Here is a 17,492-nt window from a genome sequence, read left to right on the forward strand (position 1 = left end):
CATGAGCGCCATGAAGGTCGGAGCGGTCGTCCTCACGATGGGCAATCGCCCCGAGGAGCTGCGCGAACTCCTCGACTCGGTCGCCAAGCAGGACGGCGACCCGGTCGAGGTGGTCGTCGTGGGCAACGGTTCGCCGCTGCCCGCGCTCCCCGAGGGCGTACGGACCGTCGAGCTGCCCGAGAACGTGGGCATCCCGGCGGGCCGCAATGTCGGCATCGAGGCGTTCGGACCCGGCGGCTCGGACGCCGACGTACTGCTCTTCCTCGACGACGACGGGCTGCTGCCGGGCACCGACACGGCCGAGCTGTGCCGCCAGGCGTTCGCCGACGACCCGGAGCTGGGCATCATCTCGTTCCGCATCGCCGACCCCGACACCGGCGTCACCCAGCGTCGCCATGTGCCCCGGCTGCGCGCCTCCGACCCGCTGCGGTCCTCCCGGGTGACCACCTTCCTGGGCGGGGCCAACGCGGTCCGTACCACGGTGTTCCAGCAGGTCGGAGGGTTGCCGGACGACTTCTTCTACGCGCATGAGGAGACCGATCTGGCCTGGCGGGCGCTGGACGCCGGCTGGATGATCGATTACCGGTCGGACATGGTGCTGCACCATCCGACCACCGCACCGAGCAGGCACGCGGTCTACCACCGGATGGTGGCCCGCAACCGGGTCTGGCTGGCCCGGCGTAACCTTCCTGCGCTGCTCGTGCCCGTCTATCTGGGCGTCTGGCTGCTGCTCACGCTGGCCAGGCGTCCGTCGAAAACCGCACTTCGGGCCTGGTTCGGGGGCTTCAGGGAGGGCTGGAAGACACCGTGTGGTCCACGCCGACCCATGAAGTGGCGTACGGTATGGCGCCTGACCCGACTGGGCCGACCTCCTGTCATCTGACAAGCTCGTATCGAAGAGCATCGGGCGCGACCCGGGGCGCGGCCCCGCTCAGCGCACCCTGAAGACGAAAGTGTCAACTGTGAGCGAGACTACGCACGACGGTGCGGTAGCCGTGAGTGCCCCGCCGTCAGCCGACGACGGCCTGTCCCCGGGCGAGCTGGCAGCGAAGTACGAGCTGTCGGTGAGCGGCGCCCGGGTGGGCCTCGGCGATTACATCCGCCAGATGTGGGGCAGGCGTCACTTCATCCTGGCCTTTTCGCAGGCCAAGCTCACCGCGCAGTACAGCCAGGCCAAGCTGGGCCAGCTGTGGCAGGTGGTGACCCCGCTGCTCAACGCCGCGGTGTACTTCTTCATCTTCGGCCTCCTGCTGGGTGGCCGGGGCGGTATGCCGAACGACATGTACATCCCGTTCCTGGTGACGGGTGTGTTCGTCTTCACTTTCTCGCAGAACTCCGCGATGGCCGGGGTGCGCGCCATCTCCGGGAACCTGGGCCTGGTGCGGGCCCTGCACTTCCCGCGCGCCTCGCTCCCCATCTCGTTCGCGCTTCAGCAGCTCCAGCAGCTGCTCTTCTCGATGATCGTGCTGGTCGTCGTGTTGCTGGGTTTCGGACACTTCCCGGCCTTCGCGTGGATCCTGGTCATCCCGGCCCTGGCGCTGCAGTTCGTCTTCAACACCGGTCTGGCCCTGGTCCTGGCCCGGATGGGGGCCAAGACTCCCGACCTGGCGCAGCTGCTGCCGTTCATCCTGCGTACGTGGATGTACGCCTCCGGTGTGATGTATCCGCTGGAGCACATGCTCCAGAAGGCGGGGGCGCACTCCTGGGTCTCCGACCTTCTGCTGGCCAACCCGGCGGCGGTCTACATGGACCTGATGCGGTACGCCCTGATCAGCGACTACCCCTCGTCGAGCCTGCCGCCGCATGTCTGGGCGCTGGCAGTGGGGTGGGCGGTGCTGCTGGGCGCCGGGGGATTCGTGTACTTCTGGAAGGCAGAGGAGCAGTACGGCCGTGGCTGAGCAAATCCTGGACAAGACTGCCGAGGCTGCCAAGGCGGAGCAGACCGCCCAGGCGGCTCCCGTACCGTCGCGGGTGCCGACCGTCATCGCCGACGACGTCCACATCGTCTACCGGGTCAACGGCGGCCCCAAGGGGAAGGGCAGCGCCACCGCGGCCCTCAGCCGCTTGCTCGGCCGGAAGAACGCCCCGGGTATGCGTGAGGTGCACGCCGTGCGCGGGGTCACCTTCGTGGCGTACAAGGGCGAGTCGATCGGTCTGATCGGGTCCAATGGCTCCGGTAAGTCGACCCTGCTCAAGGCCGTCGCGGGGCTGCTGCCCACCGAGCGCGGCAAGGTCTACACCAACGGCCAGCCGTCGCTGCTCGGTGTGAACGCGGCGCTGATGAACGACCTCACCGGTGAGCGGAACGTCATCCTCGGTGGTCTGGCCATGGGCATGTCGCGTGAGCAGGTCCGGGAGCGCTACCAGGGCATCGTGGACTTCTCGGGCATCAATGAGAAGGGTGACTTCATCACCCTGCCGATGCGCACGTACTCCTCCGGTATGGCGGCCCGGCTGCGCTTCTCCATCGCCGCGGCCAAGGACCACGACGTGCTGATGATCGACGAGGCGCTGGCCACCGGCGACAGGAAGTTCCAGAAGCGCTCCGAGGCCCGTATCCGCGAGCTCCGCCAGGAGGCCGGCACGGTCTTCCTCGTCAGCCACAACAACAAGTCGATCCGGGACACCTGTGACCGGGTGCTGTGGCTGGAGAAGGGTGAGCTGCTGATGGACGGCCCGACCGACGAGGTCATCAAGGCGTACGAGAAGGAGACCGGCAAGTAGCCGCTCCGCGAACGCCAACTCCATAAGCTATCAGGCCCCGCCGGGCAACCCGGCGGGGCCTTGTTGTCCACTAGCGGACCAGGTACCCGGATGGGGAATGGGTAGGGAAGCATGGCACGTTGGGCAGGGCAACGGGGGAATCTGCACGGGGGGCTGACGGGGTGGCCAAGAATGGGGCCGTGGGCGGAAGCAGCCATGCCGAGAGGGTGTTCCGCGTGCAGCGGGCCTTCACCCAGCTCGGCGGACGGGCCCATGGGCCCGGGGCGCTGGCCAGAGCGGCGGAGCTGGACGATTCGACCGTCTACCGGATTCTGCAGTCCGGGGTGCACCAGGGCATCTTCGTCCGCGAGGGCCGGGGGCTGTACCGGCTGGGCTCGGCGGCCCCGCAGCTCGGTCTGAAGGCGCTGGCCCACTCGCCCGCGCCGGACGCCGCCCATGCCCTGCTGGAGGCGCTGCGCCGGGCCACCGGGGGGCTGGCCTTCCTCTACCTGCTGGCGCCGTTCGGCGGCGCCCACCGGCAGTGCGCCGATATGGCCGTGGGCGACTCCGATCTGACGGAGCTGGGGATGACGCCCCGTGCGGTGCAGACCGTCGAGCACTCGCTGCGGGTGGGCGCCGCGGGGCGGGCGATCCTGGCGTATCTGCCGGAGACGATCCAGTCGGAGGTGCTGGACCGGCCGGTGCCCGCCGAGGCCGGCCCCGGGGCGTTCCGGGACGATGTGCGGCTTCTCGCCTCGCTGGACCGGATCAGGGCGCGGGGCTACGCGCTGGGTCATGAGGAGTGCGCGGCGGGGTGGAACGAGTGTGCGGCGCCGGTCACTTGGGACGGGCTGGTGATGGGCTCGGTGCTGGTGATGAAGCCCAAACAGGTCATGACGCGGTGTCCGGTGACCGTCATCGGGGCGGTGGAGCAGGCGGCGGCGGCGCTGGCCGATCTGGGGCGTGGCCATCCGGCCGAGTCGGATGAAAATGATTCGAGACTGAAGTAAATTTACGGTAACACGAGTAAACGTGAAGCGCATTCCCCCCGCTTCACCAGCCCTTTCTCGCGAGGCGAGAAAGGGTCGGAAATCCTTGACTCGTACGGGTGTACGGCCGCAATAATCAAGAGCGCAATCCAGTCTGATTCTTGCATGAGCGGCGGCTCTACGCGCCGCACACTAGGGGGAAATGTCACCGTGTCCGACAGGGGCGGTCTTGCCGTCGTGCCCGATATTCCCGCACCGAACTGGACGCGGGAGCTTGAGCGTGTGCCGTTGTTATCGGCCAGGGAGGCCCAGGCGTTTGCGCTGCTCGGCGCGGGGTGGTCCAACCGCCGTATCGCACTGCGGCTCCAGGTGACCGAGCGCACGGTGAAGGCGCATGTGGCGTCAATACTCGCGAAACTGCAGGTGGAATCGCGGCTGCAGGCCGGTCTCGTCGCCCTCAGCTACCGGCACCTGTACCAAAGTACAGTTCCCGGGAGGATCGTGGCCGGATAGCGTTGCCTGTGTCTGCCCGTTTATCCCTCGGCCGGATATCGACTTGAACGAACCCGTCGCACAGCAAACGCGCCGTCATAGGAAAGGTATTCATGTCTGACCGTTCCGGCCCGAGCGGAATGAACCCCGTGTGGACGCTGGTGGTGTCCGGACTCACCGTCTTCATGGCCGCCTTGGACAACCTCGTCGTCATCACCGCGCTGCCCGCCATCCAGAAGGACCTGGGCACCAGCCTCCAGGACCTGGAGTGGACGGTGAACGGCTACACCCTCACCTTCTCGGTCTTCCTGATGGCCGGTGCGGCCGCCGGGGACCGGTTCGGGCGCCGCCGGGTCTTCCTGGCCGGCCTCGTCGTCTTCACCGGGGCCTCCGCCGCCGCGGCGCTGTCCGGCAGCGCGGACGCCCTGATCGCCGCCCGGGCCGTACAGGGCCTCGGGGCGGCCGTGGTGATGCCGCTGACGCTGACGCTGCTGACCGTCGCCGTCCCCGAGCGCCGGCGCGGTCTCGCGCTGGGTGTCTGGGGCGCCCTCAGCGGGCTCGCGGTCGCGCTCGGCCCGCTGATCGGCGGGGCCGTGGTGGAGAAGATCTCCTGGGAGTGGATCTTCTGGGTCAATGTGCCGATCGGCGTGCTGGTGCTGGTGCTGGGCCTCTGGAAGCTGGCCGAGTCCACCCGCCCGGACACCTCGCTCGACCCGGTGGGCACCGTCCTGGTCAGCCTCGGGGTGTTCGGTGTGGTCTACGCGCTGGTGTCCACCACCGAACACGGCTGGTCCAGCGGCCGGGTGATCGGCTTCCTGGCCGGCGGCCTCGTGGTCCTCGCGCTTTTCGTGGCCTGGGAGCTGCGCACCGCCGAACCCATGCTGCCGATGCGGCTGTTCCGCAACCGCGCGTTCAGCGCGGTCAACGCGGCCAGCCTGCTGATGTTCGCGGCCATGTTCGGACTGGTCTTCCTGCTCACCCAGTTCATGCAGAACATCCAGGGCTTCTCGCCGCTGGAGGCGGGCGTGAAGATGCTGCCGTGGACGGCGATGCCGGTCCTCGTCGCCCCGCTGGCGGCGCTGCTGACCGCCCGGCTCGGCAACCGTCTGGTGGTCGCCGCTGGTCTGCTGTTCGAGGCCGTGGGGCTGGGCTGGCTGGCGTCCGTGGTGAGCGCGGACACCGCCTACGCCGACCAGGTGCCCGGTCTGGTGCTCGGCGGAATCGGCCTCGGGCTGTTCTTCTCGCCCGTCGCGGAAATGGCGATGAGTATCGTCGCACCCCGCGACCAGGGAATCGCCTCGGGCGCCAACAACACCTTCCGGGAGCTCGGCGGCGCACTCGGTGTCGCGGTGCTCACCTCCGTATTCACCACGCTGGGCGGATACGGCTCGCCCCAGGAATTCGTGGACGGGCTGCGGCCCGCCGCCTGGATCGGCGCCGGAATCGCCGCCCTTGGCTGTCTGGCCATTCTCACGGCACCGCGCGGCCGTACCGTACCCGGCGAAACGAAGGTGATTTCTTCGGGAGCCGCCGAGGATTCATACACGGGAAACCTCCCGAGTCGGTCGCGCAACTAAATTCGACAGAGCGAAGACAGAGCGAAAAAGATGATCCACCGGTCCCCGGACCCCGGGTGACCGTTGGGTATGGGGGTCGCTATGTACGACGTCATTGTGGTAGGAGCGCGCATCAGTGGGGCATCGACGGCGATGCTCCTGGCAAGAGCGGGATACCGGGTCCTTCTCCTGGACCGGGCCAAATTCCCCGGCGGCAAGGGGGCCGCCACAAATCTGGTCCACCCCCCGGGAATTCTCCGGCTGAAGCGCTGGGGACTGCTGGACGAGGTGGCGGCCACCGGCTGCCCGCCCATTCACTCCTACGGTCTGCAGAGCGGCCCCGTCGAGCTGATGGCCAAGCTGCCCGCCGTCGAGGGCGTGGCCGAGGCGTACTCCCCGGAGCGCGCCAAGCTGGACGAGATCCTGCTCGAGGCCGCCGTCAAGGCCGGGGCGGAGCTGCGGGAACAGGTCGCGCTGCGCGAACTGCTGACGGACGCCCAGGGCACCGTCATCGGCGTCCGGGCCGAGACCGAGGACCGCACTCCCCTCGTCGAGCACGCCCGGCTGGTGGTGGGCGCCGACGGCTCGAACTCCACCGTCGCCCGGCTGGTGGGCGCCGAGAAGTACGACTCCCACCCGGTGCTCAACAAGAGCCACTGGTCGTACTGGGCCGATCTGCCGCACGACGGCAAGGTGCGCACCTACCGCCACCGCCATCAGCACGCCTTCACCTGGCCCACCCACGACGGCCTCACCATCGTCGGAGTGGCCCTGCCGGTCAAGGACTTCAAGGCGTCCCCCGACCAGGACCGCGATGCCACGGTCATCGCCGCCTTCGAGGACGTCGACCCCGAGTTCGCGGCGCGGCTGCGGGAGACCCGGCGCGTCGACAAGTGGATGACCGGCGCGGTCCCCAACTTCCTGCGCCACTGCCACGGCCCCGGCTGGGCCCTCGTCGGCGACGCGGGCTACACCCGCGACCCCATCACCGCCGCCGGTATCACCGACTCCCTGCGCGGTGCCGAACTGCTCGTGGAGGCCGTGGAGCCCGCCCTGTCCGGCGCCCGTGACCTCGCCGCCGCGCTCGCCGACTACGCCCGGCGCCGCGACGCCCTGGTGGGCGGCCACTTCCGGTACACCCGCGACCATGCCGCGCTCGCCGACTACAACCGCGAGGAGCTGGAGTTCATCCGGGCGATGGCACGCAGCCCGCACCACGGCAGCGGCATGGTCGGGATGTTCGCCACGATCGTCCCGCCCGCCGAGTTCTACTCCCCGGCCAATATCCACGCCCTCTTCGAGCACATCCCGCCGGGCCCCGATCCGGGCTGGAAGATCCGGATGGTGCGCTGGCTCGTCCGCGGCGCCCCCAGGCATCTGCCCCCGGCGACCCGGCTCGCCGACCGGCTGATCGCCGCCAACCTCGGGAGCATGGGCACCTTCCTGCTCGACTCCCCGGTCGCCGGCGCGGCCTAGGGGGTGTCCGACGGATCGTGACGCCTGCGGCGGGCTGCTCCCCTCCCCGCCCCTTCCCGCAGCATCGATATGCGGCTCCGCCGCGTGGTGGGGCTTCCCCTCAGACCCCTGGTAACGGGAAGGGGCGGGAGGGAGAAAGCACCGATATGCGGCTCCGCCGCGTGGTCCGCCAAACACCCCCCAGCCCGGCTCTTCCGCGGCCCGCCCACACGGCACGGCCGCGACCTCACAACGGCCATCGGCCGCCCACAGCGCCGCGTCACCCGCGCGGGTGACGCACCTCACTCACCGTCACCACCCCACTCATGGAGGCATCGGCATGTCCAGCAATCCGTCCACAGGCGTCACGACGGCCTTTCTCTTCCCCGGACAAGGCGGCTTCGACGGCGAGGCGCTCCGCCGGGCCAAGGAGCGCCATCCCCAGATCGGCCGGGTCTTCGAGCGGCTCGACGCCGTGACCGAGGAGCTCTACGCCAGCCGCATCTCCGAGGTGCTCTTCGGCGAGCGCAAGGCCGATCTGCGCGATCTGCTCGACAACGACCCCTGGGCCTCCCAGGTCGCCATCTACGGCGCGGGCCTGGCCGCCTACGAGATCCTCGCCGCCCAGGGCGCCACCCCCGACGTCCTGGCCGGGCACAGCCTCGGCGAGATCACCGCCCTGGTGGCGGCCGGGGCCTTCTCGGTCGAGGACGGGGTCCGGATCGTCGCCCAGCGCGTCGCCGTGATCGAGCGGCAGGGCGGTGTCGACGGCCGCATGGTGGCCCTGGCCGCGAGCGCCGAGCGCACCCGCAAGCTGCTGGAGCTGGTGGACGAGCCGCTGCTGGCCGTGGCCACCGAGAACCACGACGAGCAGACCGTGGTCAGCGGCCCCGCCGGAATCCTGGACCGGGTCGTGGCGATCGCCGGACAGCTGGACGTGGGCGCCATCGAGATCGACACCCCCTTCCCCTTCCACACCCCGGCGCTCGCCCCCGCCGCCCCCGAGTTCGCCGCCTACGTACGGAAGCTGGACCAGCATCCGCTGAACCGCCCGGTCTACTCGCCGATCCTGCAGCGCTACTACGAGCCGGGCGATGTGCTCGCCGATCTGCTGGCCGAGCACTTCACCCGGCCGGTGCGGTTCGCCGCGGCCGTACGGCATCTGCGGGAGAGCGGCGCCGAGGTGTTCGTGGAGGCGGGCGGGCGCGCCGCGCTCTCCAAGCTGGTCGCCAAGGTGACCGATGGCTCCGAGGTGCGGTCGCTGCCCACGCTGGCCCTGACCGGCGGACGGCTCGCGCTCGACGGAACCCTCGAGGCGCTGCGCGAGGCCGGTCTGGCCGCGCCCGAGCGCGGCGGGCTCGCCGAGCTGCTGGCCCCCTCGGTGCCCTCCGACGTCTTCGCGGCGTACTGGAGCGAGCACGGCCACATGGTGCTGGAGCTGGTCCGCACCGAGCTGGACGCCTTCCGCAAGTCCGCCGAGGCCGGGCGCCCCGAGCCCGAGCCCGCCGTCGGGGCCGCTCCCGAGGCCGCTCCCGAGACCGCCCCCGCGGCCCCGTCGGCCTCGTCCGAGCCGCGGCCGGAGGAGTACGACCGCGAGCGGCTCTTCGATGAGCTGCGGACCCTCTACGCCGAGGCGCTCGAATACCCCGAGGACGTCTTCGAGGACGAGGTGCAGCTGGAGGCCGAGCTGGGAGTCGACTCCGTCAAGCAGGTCGAACTCCTGTCGAGGGTCTCCAGTCGTTACGGGCTGCCCCCGCGCGAGTCCGGCTTCCGGCTGGCCACCTACAACACCATGGGCAAGATCACCGACTTTGTGCTGCAGCAGATGAACGACCAGGGGGCCCATGCGCCCGCCTCCGCCACGGGCTGAAGCGCCCACCCCTCGTCGCAGAAGGAGTCAGTCGTTCCATGAAAGACCTCACGGGGAAGGTGGCCCTGGTCACCGGAGGTTCCAAGGGCGTGGGAAAGGCGATCGCGCGCACCCTCGCGGCCCGCGGCGCCGACATCGTCCTCAACTATTTCCACTCGCACGACCAGGCCAAGCGCACCAGGGACGAACTGGTGGCAACCGGCGCCCGGGTCGAGCTCGCACGGGCCTCGGTGGCCCGGCAGGAGCAGGTCGACCGGATGTTCGCCGAGATCGAGGAGCGCCACGGGCGGCTGGACATCCTGGTCAACAGCGCCGCCAACGGGGCCCTGCTGCCCCTGGCCGAGGTGACCGACGAGGACATCGCCAAGGCCATCGACACCAACTACAAGGGGGGACTGCGCTGCGCTCGCGGCGCGGCCCCGCTGATGGCGCGCACCGGCGGCGGGTCGATCGTCACCGTCTCGGCGCTCGGCGGCTCGCAGATGGTGATGGCCAACTACTCGGCCTGCGCCCCCGCCAAGGCGGCCGCCGAGGCGGCGACCCGCTATCTCGCCGTGGAATTCGCCCCGCTCGGCATCCGGGTGAACACCGCCTCGGCCGCCATGCTCGAAAGCGATGTCGCGGACAAGTTCCCCCGGGCCCGGGAGATGCAGGAGGTGATCGCCAGGGCGACGCCCTTCGGACGGCTGGGCACCGCTGAGGAGTTCGCCGACGTCGTCGCCTTCCTGGCCTCCGACGCCTCGCGGTGGATCACCGGACAGGTGGTGCTCGCGGATGGGGGACTGACGCTGGGCGCCGCCCTTCTGTCCCCGCCCGCCGCCGCCCCCGTACGGGAAGAGGCCGCACCGGAGCCCGAGTCCGTCGTGGCCCCAGCGCCCGAGGCCGAACCCGTCGTGGCCCCCGAGCCCGTACGCCCCCAGGCCGTCGCCCCCGAGGCGGCCGTCGCCGAGGCCGTGGACGCGCCCGGCCCCGACCTGCCCCCCGATGTCCCCGACGACGCGATCGCCGTCGTCGGCATGGGCCTGGCGGTCGCCGGGGCGAACAGCCCCGAGGAGTTCTGGAAGCTCCGTACGACCGGTGACGAGCTGTTCGTCAAGATCCCCCGGGACCGCTGGCGGCATGAGAACTTCCACGCCGTCGACACCGCCGCCGAGGACAAGGCGTACGCCGACCGCTGCGTCTTCATCACGGACTTCGAGGCGGCCCCCGGCTCCGTCGACAGCATGGCCGACGGCACGGACGACCATGAGCTGACCACCATGTGGCTGCGCCACAGCCTGGTCCAGGCCCTGGACGGGGTGCGCCACCAGGACACCGACCGCTGCTCCTTCGTCGTCGGCTACACCCCCGACGGCAGCCAGCACCTCGAAGAGGCCGGGGTGCTGGACAGCGTCACCCGGATGACGCAGGACATCCTCCGGGACCTGCCGCTGGAGGACGGCGAGCGCACCACCCTCGGCGGCGACATCGAAGCGGCCCTGGCCCGCCGCTACTGGCGCGCCGGCCAGGACCGCTCGCGCTTTCTGCCGCACCGCGTCGGCGAGCTGGCGATGCGCGGGCTGCTGCCGCCCTCCACCGAGCTGCACATGGTGGACACCGCCTGCTCCTCCTCCCTGTACGCGATCGACATCGCCGCCAAGGGCCTGCTCATGGGCAAGCAGGACATCGCGGTCTGCGGTGGCGCCTTCGCGCTCGCGCCGCGCGGCACCGTGCTCTTCTCCAAGCTCCAGGGGCTCTCCAAGCGCGGTGAGGTGCACGCGCTGGACGAGGACGCCGATGGGGTGATCTTCGCCGACGGCGCCGCGCTGGTCGTCCTCAAGCGGCTGAGCCGGGCGCGGGCCGACGGGGACGAGGTGCTCGGGGTGCTCCGGGCGTTCGGCTCGTCCTCCGACGGCAAGGGCAAGGCCATCTACGCGCCCAACGCCGCAGGTCAGAGCCTGGCGGTGCGGCGCGCCCTGGAGGCGGGCGAGGTCGAGGGCTCCGCGGTGAGCTGGGTCAACGCCCACGCCACCGGCACCCCGGCCGGTGACCTCGCCGAGTTCACCACGCTGCGGGAGTACTACGGCACCGCGGGACCGGCCGCGGTCACCTCCAACAAGTCCCTGATCGGCCACACCGGCTGGGCGGCGGGCGTGGTCTCGCTCATCGAGAACCTGCTGGGCCTGGCCGAGCACACCATCCCCGGTCAGTTCCGCTTCTCCCGGCCCCGCGAGGACTTCCGGCTCGCCGAGACCGGACTGGAGATCACCCCCGAGCACAAGGAGTGGCCGGGGAAGCCGGACGGCCCGCGGCTGGCCGCGGTGTCCGGGTTCGGCTTCGGCGGCACCAACGCCCATCTGATCGTCTCCGAGCACCGGCCGCGCCCCGCCGCCGCGAACGCCACCACCGACCGGGCCCCCGCGACCGTCACCAAGGTCCCCGACCCCGGCAGCCGGGTGGCGATCGTCGGCTGGTCGGCCCATCTGCCGGGGCTGGAGGGCCGCGCGGAGGTCACCCGCTGGCTGGACGGCGGTCCGCGCCCCCGCGACAGCTTCGGCCAGGAGTACCCGGCGCCGCCGTTCAACAAGGTGCGGCTGCCTCCAAAGACCATCCGCGCCCTGGACCGCTGCCAGTTGATGATCGTGGAGTGCGCCCATCAACTCCGCGACCAGATGCCGGACTTCTGGCAGGAGCAGGCGCTCAAGACCGGTGTGTTCGTCGGCCATATGGGCCCGACCCGCGCCGCGATGCTCTACGCCAACCGCTGCTATCTCGACGACATCGCCGAGGTGATCGGCGAGCTGGACTCCGATGCCCTGCCGGGTGTTCTGGAGCGGCTCGGCGACCGCGTACGCGACCTGATCCCGGCCTCCAACGAGGACTCCTTCCCCGGCCAGATGCCCAACATCATCTCGGCCCGGGTGGCGAACTACTTCGACCTCAACGGCCCGAACATGACGATGGACTCCGGCTTCGCCTCCGCCGTCTCCTCCATCACCTCCGCGGGCCGCTATCTGCGCACCGGGGAGCTCGACTTCGCGCTCGCGGGCGGGATCAACGGCAACAGCCTCCCGGAGTACCGCACGCTGATCGGCGAGCTGCTGCCGCCGGAGGCCGAGGAACTCGCCGAGGGCGCCTTCCTGTTCGCCCTGACCACCGAGGAGCGGGCCCGCGCCGCGGGGCTCGAGGTGCTCGCGTACGTGGACGAGCCGCTCGGTGCCGTCGAGGCGGGCCGCGGCGAGGCCGCCCCGGACGAGATCCTGCTGTGCGGCGCGCCAGCCCCCGAGCACGCCCGCTATCTGGGCGCGGCCGGCGGTCTCGCCGTCCTCAAGGCGCTGCACCGGCCCTCGGGGAGCGTGGAGATCGCCACCGACGAGAGCGAGGGCGCCGCCGGAGCGCGGCTCCGGCTGACCATCCCGGGGCCCGGCGAGGACGCCGGGCCCGGCCCCGCCGAGGCGGCCCCGGCCGCGCTGCCCGCCGCGTTCGCCACCGACGGGCGGCTCGCGGACGGCACTCCCGTGCGGGTCCGCCGCCAGGTGCCCGTCCTGACCGAGCTGCCCGCGCGCACCGTGCGCGAGCGCATCCCGTTCCTCCCCGCGGGCGCGGTGGTGCTCACCGACGCGCCCGAGCTGCTCGCCGGTGCCGCGCCGCCGGAGGCGGACCTCACCGTCCTGTCCACGGCGCCGCTCGGGGCCCCGCGCCCCGGCTGGCACCATCTGCCCGAGGTCACCGAGGAGTCGGTCCGCCGGGCCCTGGCCGGTGCGGGCCCCGGGGCCATCCACCTCAGGGTGGTCGCCGACCTCGGCCAGGCGCCCACGGACGGCCCCGCGCCCGGCCTCACCGCCCTGCACGACGCCGCCTATCTGACGCTCCAGCACGCCTACGACGACCTGGCCGACCCCGGCTCCTCGGCCGTGGCGCTGCTGCTGGGCGCCGCGCCCGGCGGCACTCCGCATCCGTACACCGGGCTCTTCACCGGGCTGTGGAAGACCGCGGCCCTGGAGCGCGACGCCTGCCTCGCCTTCACGCTCTGCACCTCCTCCACCGACCTCACCGGGGCGATGGCCCGGGCCGAGGAGGAGAGCGCGGCCGAGCGGGTCTTCCCCGCGGTGTTCGACATCGACGGCGTACGGAAGACGTACCTGCTCTCCGACGAGCCGGGCGGCCCCGGCGAGGGGGCACGGGCCGTTCTCGGCCGGGACTCGGTCGTGGTGGTCGCCGGAGGCGCCCGGGGCATCACCGCCGAGGTGGTCAAGGCGGTCGCCGAGCACTTCCGGCCCCGGCTCTACGTCCTCGGCAGCAACTCCCTGGACGACTGGCCGCCGGAGACCTATGAGGGCACCGACGAGGAGTTCGCCGCCCGCCGCGCGGGCTACATCAAGACGGAGATCGCCCGGCGCGACGGCCGCACCGTCGCCGACATCAACCGCGCGTTCGACCGCATGGTCAACGCCCGCTCGGCGCGCCGGAACCTGGACGAGATGGCCGCCCACAGCGGGGCCGGCCGGGTCACCTACCTCGCCTGCGACATGCGCGACGGCGACGCGGTGGACGCGGCGATCGGCCAAGTTCTGGCCGAACAGGGGCGGATCGACCTGCTGGTCAACGCTGCCGGGCTGCAGCGCTCGGGGCTGATCAAGGACAAGAGCTTCGCCGAGTTCACCGCCATCCGCGATCTGAAGCTGGACTCCTACCTCCACCTCAAGCGCGCCCTGCGCACCGCGCCGCCCCGGCTGTGGTGCAACTTCGGCTCGCTGCTGGGCTACTTCGGACAGCTAGGGGAGGCCGACTACGCCGCGGCCAACGACTTCCTGGCCGCCGCCGCGACCCACACCCGGGCCACCGATCCGCGGACGGACGAGTTCACCATCGGCTGGACGCTGTGGGAAGGCGTCGGCATGGGCGCCAACGAGCTGACCAAGGCGTACTACGAGCGCGCCGGGTCGTACAGCAACATGGCCATCGCCGAGGGCATCCACCACTTCGTCCAGGAGCTGCACGCCCCCGTGCGGCGCCCCTCCGTCGTCCACCTCGGCGACGCCGAGCGCGCCACCGTCGAGCGCTTCTACCCCGGCTATCTGGCCACCACGGGCGAGGCGGAGCGGCCCGGGTTCTTCCTGCGCCGGCTGCTGGAGTCCGATGAGCGGTCGGTGGTCTACGAGTGCGCCTTCGACCTGGAGACCGACGGCTATCTGGAGCACCACACGGTGCGCGGCGAGGCCACCCTGCCCGGCACCTTCGTCACCGAACTGGCCGCCGAGGCCGCCCGCGCCCTGGTCCCCGGCAAGCGGGTGATCGCCTTCGAGGACCTGCGCTTCGAGCACTTCCTGCGGGTCTACCGCGACCTCCCGGCCGGTCCGAGGCGCATCCGCGCGGAACTGGTCGACAGCCCCGGCGAGGTGACCGTCGTCCAGGTGCGGATCACCGAGGACGTGGTCGCGCCCAGCGGAGTGGTCCTGGTCAAGGACCGGGTCCACTTCCTGGCCCGGGTGCTGCTCGACACCGAGGCGCCCACCGCGCCGCGCTGGGAGGCGTGGCCGACGGGGGAGGAGACCCCGGTCCCCGACCCGTACCACCAGCCCGGCTCCCCGGTGCGGCTGACCGGCCCGTTCGTCTCCACCACCGACACCCGGATCCACCCCCGCGGCAAGCGCGCCCGCTACGCGCCCGACATCCCGGCGGGCGACCCGGTGTGGTCCCGCTTCACCGTGCCGTCCATCCTGCTCGACGGGCTGGCCCGGGTGGGGGTGCTGGATCTGGTCGACGGGCATCTGGTGCCGGTGGCCGCGCCACTGTCGATCCGCCGGATCGATCTGTACGAGGAGATCAGCGACCACGATCTGGCCGCCTCCGGCGAGGCCGTCGACCTCTTCGTCACCCCGCCCGGCTTCGATCTGACGGCCGACGCCATCAGCAACCGCTTCGTGGCGGTACGGCCCGACGGCCGGATGCTCCTGCAGATGAAGGACATGCGGGCCACCCTCATCGGCTACATCGACGCCGAGACCGGCGAGGCCGTCGCCGTCGAACAGGCGGCAGCGGGGGAGGACCGGACATGACCGTGGCCGAGGAAGGCGCGCCGGTCCAGCCGGTGACCCGGATGGTGTGGCGGCTCACCGAGCTGCCGCGCCCCGCCGGGCCGCACCCCCGGCTCGCCGGGATACGGGTGCTGCTGATCGGCGGCGAGGAGGACATCGCCGCCGGTGTGGAGCGCGAACTGAAGGAACACGGCGCGCTGGTGCGCCGGGAGCCGGACGGCCCCGGCCCCGTGGACGCCATCGTCGACCTCACCGTGGGCCGGGCGTACGACCCGGACCCCGCCGCCTTCGCCGGGGCCTGGCGTCAGGCGCTGACCGAGACCGTGACCGCGCTGCGCGGCGTTTACGACGACTGGGCGGCGGAGACGACCGCGGACCGGCTGTTCTATCTCGCCGTCAGCTATCTCGGCGGCGGGATGGGCCAGCACCCGCGGGACGGTCTGGAGCAGCCCCTGGGCGGCATCTGGGCGGGGCTCGCCAAGACCCTGCACCGGGAGTTCCCCAATGTGAACGCCCGCGTCGTGGATATCGACCTGGCCGCCTCCGCCGACCTGCCCGGCATCGTCGCCGCCGAGCTCGGCCGCATCGGCGAGATCGAGGTCGGCCGCCGGGACGGCCGCCGGTTCACCCTCACCCCCGAGGACCGGCCCGTGGCCGCGCCCGCCCTCACCCTCGGCCCCGAGGACACCGTGCTGATCTCCGGCGGCGGCCGGGGCATCGGCTGGGAGCTGGCCAGGTCGCTGGCCGCCCGGCACGGCGTACGGGTCGTGGTGACCGGCCGGGAGCCGTTCCCGAGCGGGGACGAGCCCTGGTTCGGCGTGGACGAGGCCGGGTGGAAGCGGTACGAGAAGGAGGTCTGGGCGGGCCGTACGAAGGGCGAGTCGCCCGCGAAGACCCGGGCCCGGCTCGCCCGCACCCACCGCCTGTGGGAGCTCGCCACCCATCTGACCCGCGCCCGGCGGGAGGGGCTGCGCGTCGAGTACGCGCGCTGCGACTTCACCGACCGCGCCCAGGTGCGCGAGCTCATCCGGCGCGAGGACGCGCTGGAGGGCGGCAGGCTCGCCGGAGTGGTGCACAACGCCGGAGTGGACACCTCCGCCCGGCTGCCGAAGAAGACCGACGAGGAGATCCTGCGCACCGTCGAGGTCAAGATCGAGGGCTTCCTCAACGTCTTCGAGGAGGTGTGCGACCGCGACCTGAAGTTCTTCTGCAGCGTCGGCTCCCTCACCGGACGCCTCGGCGGCATGGTGGGCCAGCTCGAATACGCCGCGGCCAACGACGGGCTGGCCAGGCTCGGCCAGTGGGCCGCCCGCCGGGCCGCGTTCCCCGTGATGACCCTCGCCTGGCCCACCTGGGACCGCATCGGGCTGATCGCCAACTTCGCCGCCACCCTGCGCTACATGGCCGCGATCGACGTGGCGGACGGGCTGGAGCGCTGGCGGGCCGAACTGCTGGGGGCCTCCGAGGGCGAGGTCACCTTCGTCGGGCCGCTGGGCCAGGCCATCGACCCGGGACAGGCCATCGGCTATCCCGTGGTGCCCGCGCTGCCCGGTTTCGCCGCCGCCTATCCGAAGATCTTCCACCTCGGCGAGGTGACCGCCTACCAGCCGCACGCCCGGATGACGGCACGCGTCGTCCTCGACCCCGAACACACCCCCGCGCTCGGCGACTTCCGTGTCGACGGCGCCCCCGCGCTGCCGCCCTCCCTCCTGCTGGAGAACGCCCTGCGGGCCGCCGAATGGATCGTTCCGGAGGACTTCCCGGCGCTGACGGCCGGTGTTCTGGAGGAGATCGTGGTGCCGCTGTCGCTGCTGCGCCTGGACGGCCCCGCGATCCGGCTGGTCCGCGAGGCCCGCGGCTTCCACGAGGGGCACAACTGGATCGTGGAGGTCCGCTACCGCCGGGAGGGGGCCGGGGACGGCCCCGAGGCCGGCCTGCGCATCGTCCACGAGACCGGCGCGCCACGGCCGCCCGCCCCGCCGGGCCCCACCGTCCGGCAGACCACCACCCTCCGCTCCGGGCCGCCGTTCCTGCACTGGCGCGGCGCCGTGGTGCCGCTGTGCGCATGGGGAGTGGAGCCGGAGGGCCGGCTGGTGGCCGAGGTTCCGCGATGCCTGCCGGCCGACCTGTGGGCGACGCCCCTCGTGCCCGGAACGGCCCTTCCGGTCGCCGCGCTGGAGAACGTGGTGCGGCGGTGCACCACCCAGGGCGACGGGCTCTCGGTCACCGCCGACCCACTGATCCTCGGCCGCATCACACCGCACTCCGCCGAGCGCGGACCCACCCGCGTCGAGGGCGATCCCTCGCTCGGCGTCTGGCGGATCACCGACGCAGACTCCGGGGACCCCGTGGCGACCGTCTCGGGACTCTCCGGCCCGCTGGGCAACACCACGGAATAGAAAGGGAACCC

At 71.6% G+C, this 17,492-nt stretch carries 10 protein-coding genes; all 10 read left to right on the forward strand.

All coding sequences use genetic code 11. The features are described from left to right. Window positions 1-10: 10 nt before the first annotated feature. Entirely contained in the window at window positions 11-883 is an 873-nt protein-coding gene (locus J5X86_RS39955) for a glycosyltransferase family 2 protein (protein ID WP_208521562.1), read from the forward strand. A 79-nt stretch (window positions 884-962) separates the two neighbouring features. Continuing rightward, complete coding sequence (locus J5X86_RS39960) at window positions 963-1,898, forward strand: ABC transporter permease (protein ID WP_208521545.1); 936 nt, start codon at window positions 963-965, stop codon at window positions 1,896-1,898. Next, window positions 1,891-2,724: an ABC transporter ATP-binding protein gene (locus J5X86_RS39965; RefSeq protein ID WP_308124859.1), complete on the forward strand. Its 834-nt coding sequence runs from the start codon at window positions 1,891-1,893 to the stop codon at window positions 2,722-2,724. Before J5X86_RS39960 ends, J5X86_RS39965 begins: the two co-directional genes overlap by 8 nt. 179 nt (window positions 2,725-2,903) lie before the next feature. After that, window positions 2,904-3,713, forward strand: coding sequence for an IclR family transcriptional regulator C-terminal domain-containing protein (locus J5X86_RS39970; RefSeq protein WP_308124860.1), 810 nt, complete (start codon window positions 2,904-2,906; stop codon window positions 3,711-3,713). 261 nt (window positions 3,714-3,974) lie between these two features. Continuing rightward, on the forward strand, window positions 3,975-4,205 hold the full coding sequence (locus J5X86_RS51305; protein ID WP_308124861.1) for a helix-turn-helix transcriptional regulator: 231 nt from the start codon (window positions 3,975-3,977) through the stop codon (window positions 4,203-4,205). Between the two features lie 92 nt (window positions 4,206-4,297). Beyond that, on the forward strand, window positions 4,298-5,761 hold the full coding sequence (locus J5X86_RS39980) for an MFS transporter (RefSeq protein WP_078640016.1): 1,464 nt from the start codon (window positions 4,298-4,300) through the stop codon (window positions 5,759-5,761). 81 nt (window positions 5,762-5,842) lie between these two features. Beyond that, entirely contained in the window at window positions 5,843-7,216 is a 1,374-nt protein-coding gene (locus tag J5X86_RS39985) for an NAD(P)/FAD-dependent oxidoreductase (RefSeq protein ID WP_208521547.1), read from the forward strand. A 319-nt stretch (window positions 7,217-7,535) separates the two neighbouring features. Continuing rightward, complete coding sequence (locus J5X86_RS39990; protein WP_208521548.1) at window positions 7,536-9,065, forward strand: acyltransferase domain-containing protein; 1,530 nt, start codon at window positions 7,536-7,538, stop codon at window positions 9,063-9,065. 38 nt (window positions 9,066-9,103) lie between these two features. Next, window positions 9,104-15,103 carry an SDR family oxidoreductase gene (locus J5X86_RS39995; protein WP_208521549.1) on the forward strand — a complete coding sequence of 2,000 codons (6,000 nt, stop codon included), beginning with the start codon at window positions 9,104-9,106 and terminating at the stop codon, window positions 15,101-15,103. After that, window positions 15,100-17,481: an SDR family NAD(P)-dependent oxidoreductase gene (locus J5X86_RS40000; protein ID WP_208521550.1), complete on the forward strand. Its 2,382-nt coding sequence runs from the start codon at window positions 15,100-15,102 to the stop codon at window positions 17,479-17,481. Before J5X86_RS39995 ends, J5X86_RS40000 begins: the two co-directional genes overlap by 4 nt. Window positions 17,482-17,492 lie beyond the last annotated feature (11 nt).

The organism is Streptomyces sp. NEAU-YJ-81, assembly GCF_017592595.1.
In the GTDB taxonomy this organism is placed as follows: Bacteria; Actinomycetota; Actinomycetes; order Streptomycetales; family Streptomycetaceae; genus Streptomyces; species Streptomyces hygroscopicus_B.